The following is a 2210-nucleotide window of genomic DNA, read 5'->3' on the forward strand; positions in this document are numbered from 1 at the left end:
GAATCGGTTCACGTCGACGTCGGTCCGGAGCGCGACTGGAACTGGCGCTGCCGCCGGCGCAGCGGTGGTGGCGACGGCTAGCGGCAACTTCGTCATCCCCGGGCGAAGCAGGAGCGAAGCTCTGTCGCGAAGCCCCTGGGATCCATGCCAGGACAGTAGCCGACGAGTGCAGCAGAGCAGAATTCCGCACCTTGCCGGACATAGCGAAATCCTTGATTACAAGGCTCGGAAAAAAGTTGTCCAAGGTGGCACCTGACGGGTTGCCGGTTGCGCACAACGCCAGTATAAGCCGCTTCGTCTGAGCGCGCCCATCGTCTAGCGGTTAGGACACCGCCCTTTCACGGCGGTAACAGGGGTTCGATTCCCCTTGGGCGTACCAGGCTTTTCAATGTCTTAGTTAGTTTTGATACCGATGCGCCGAATAAACGCCGGCGGATTTCAGCGAACATTGGCTTTGAAGTTGGCCCATGAAGGTGATGCTGGACACAAATGTCTTCAACCATCTCGTGGAAGGTTCGATCGATCCTGCCCCAATCCCAGCAGAATGGGAGCCTGTGATCACGCATATCCAGAACGACGAAATCGAGCGGACATCCGATCCCACAAAGCGAAACGCTCTCCAAGCCATGGTCACCGCAGTCACGCATGTTCGAGTTCCGACCGAGACTGCGGTGTGGGGTATGTCTCGATGGGGTGAGGCGAAATGGACCGGCCCCGCATCCCTCTATAGCGAACTGAAGGATCAGCTGGACCGTGAGAAGAAAAGGCCGAGCAACAGCGCAGACGCCCTCATTGCCGACACCTGCATCCAGAACGGTTTTCTGCTCGTCACCAATGACCAAGCTTTGAAGAAAATCGCTAGCGCGAATGGTTGTGCCGTACTTGACCTGCGAAAGCCATGAGGCTGTCGTCGCCCTAGCCGTCCGGTGCCAATTGCGGTGCCAGTTCTTTCCTGTGACGGTCGATAGTCGGTATGGCGGGCGGGAAGATGGACTGGATCAATATTGCGGCTCTCGCAGTCGCCCTGATCGCCTTGGCGATGTCTGCTCATTTCTGGAGGCGTCAGTTTCGCCCACTCGTCACTGCGACGGTCAAAACCCATCGGGGGACATGGTCATCCAGAACGACTAGCACCCATACCCGGACCCAGCTCTGAGGAGGAGCCGGGGTCGGGACCAAAGGGATAGGGCGTTCTCCTTTTGAGGGAATCGCGAACCGTGAAGAGGCGGCGTATAGGTGGCCATCGTACAGTGAGGAGCCGTCACGATGCTCTTTGAACCGCTCACCCTGGACGGCCGAAAGCGAAGCGCCGCCTACCACGCAACACGGCTTTCGACCCTGCGCGGCCGCCTGGCGAAGAAGCTCGACCAGGTCGACCATGCGGCCGATCGGGTTGAACAGGCAGCGGCCGTTTTGGTCGAGGCCACCCGTCAACCTGACACGGACGTGACGATCGCACCTTCGGTAGTTTTGATGCATCTGGAAGCCAGTCAGACGCTCGGTCTCTGACCTTTGGGAAGCGGCGAATGTCCTCGCGCGCGCGGCTTTGGCGCCAACACAAGGAAGACGTAGGGCATGAGGCCCCACACCCCCATTCCGTTCAGCTTCGCGGACGGGCATGCTCGCTCGACCGTTCATGCAGCTGAGTCGCATTCTGCTCATGGGGAGGGAGCGTGGATAAACTAAACATAGGAGCTGATCAGGCTAAACTCTGGCGAGACCAGGCCCTGCGCGGTCGCCGGAGGCGTCTATCGCATAACGTCGTGTCGTGGGCGCTGATCCTGACGGCGATAATCATCCTCTGTGGTCTGATCGCGCTCAAGGCGTACAAGTAAGCAGCGCCCAGCGCGCGGTCTCGCCGATCGCTGTCCTGTCAGAGCCTAGCCGCCGACCAGCGGCACGGTAACGGTTGTCGCGTAGTTGATCGGGAAGGCGCTGAAGTAAGGGAAGTCGATGACAAAGGCGTAGGTGGCGGTCAGATGCGCCATGCGGAAGCCGCCGCTCGCCGGGTCGATGGCGATCGTGACGTTCACATCCTTCAAACCCAGGGCCTGCAATTTCTGAGTGGCGATCGATTGGATGTCGGCCTGGGTCAGCGTGTTCTGAAGCTGCAGCGAACGCGAGGACGTCTCCAGCGTATAGCGAACACTGGAGACCGAGTTCATCGACCAGCCGAAGGCGAAGATCCCGAACAGCAGCATGACGAGGAA

At 59.5% G+C, this 2210-nt stretch carries 3 protein-coding genes and 1 tRNA gene; 3 read left to right on the top strand and 1 reads right to left on the bottom strand.

Annotated elements, in window-relative coordinates; translation table 11 throughout:
• The first annotated feature begins 304 nt into the window (after positions 1-304).
• From EN935_RS32235 to EN935_RS32245, 3 genes are all read left to right on the top strand, one after another.
• Positions 305-379, top strand: a tRNA-Glu gene (locus EN935_RS32235).
• Between the two features lie 88 nt (positions 380-467).
• Positions 468-902 carry a hypothetical protein gene (locus EN935_RS32240; RefSeq protein WP_127265422.1) on the top strand — a complete coding sequence of 145 codons (435 nt, stop codon included), beginning with the start codon at positions 468-470 and terminating at the stop codon, positions 900-902.
• 364 nt (positions 903-1266) lie between these two features.
• Positions 1267-1509 (top strand): hypothetical protein, encoded by a 243-nt coding sequence (locus EN935_RS32245; protein ID WP_109671545.1) that lies wholly within the window; start codon positions 1267-1269, stop codon positions 1507-1509.
• Between the two features lie 371 nt (positions 1510-1880).
• On the opposite strand, the gene EN935_RS32255 is transcribed toward EN935_RS32245, so the two are convergent.
• The coding region (locus EN935_RS32255) for a pilus assembly protein (protein WP_127374033.1) at positions 1881-2210 on the bottom strand (330 nt) is incomplete at its 5' end.

Origin of the sequence: Mesorhizobium sp. M7D.F.Ca.US.004.03.1.1 (genome assembly GCF_003998635.1) — a bacterium.
In the GTDB taxonomy this organism is placed as follows: Bacteria; Pseudomonadota; Alphaproteobacteria; order Rhizobiales; family Rhizobiaceae; genus Mesorhizobium; species Mesorhizobium loti.

Excerpts from the sequence above, each read along its gene's own strand:
- EN935_RS32245 (WP_109671545.1), top strand. The coding sequence starts at position 1,267 with ATGCTCTTTGAACCGCTCACCCTGGACGGCCGAAAGCGAAGCGCCGCC.
- EN935_RS32240 (WP_127265422.1), top strand. The coding sequence starts at position 468 with ATGAAGGTGATGCTGGACACAAATGTCTTCAACCATCTCGTGGAAGGT.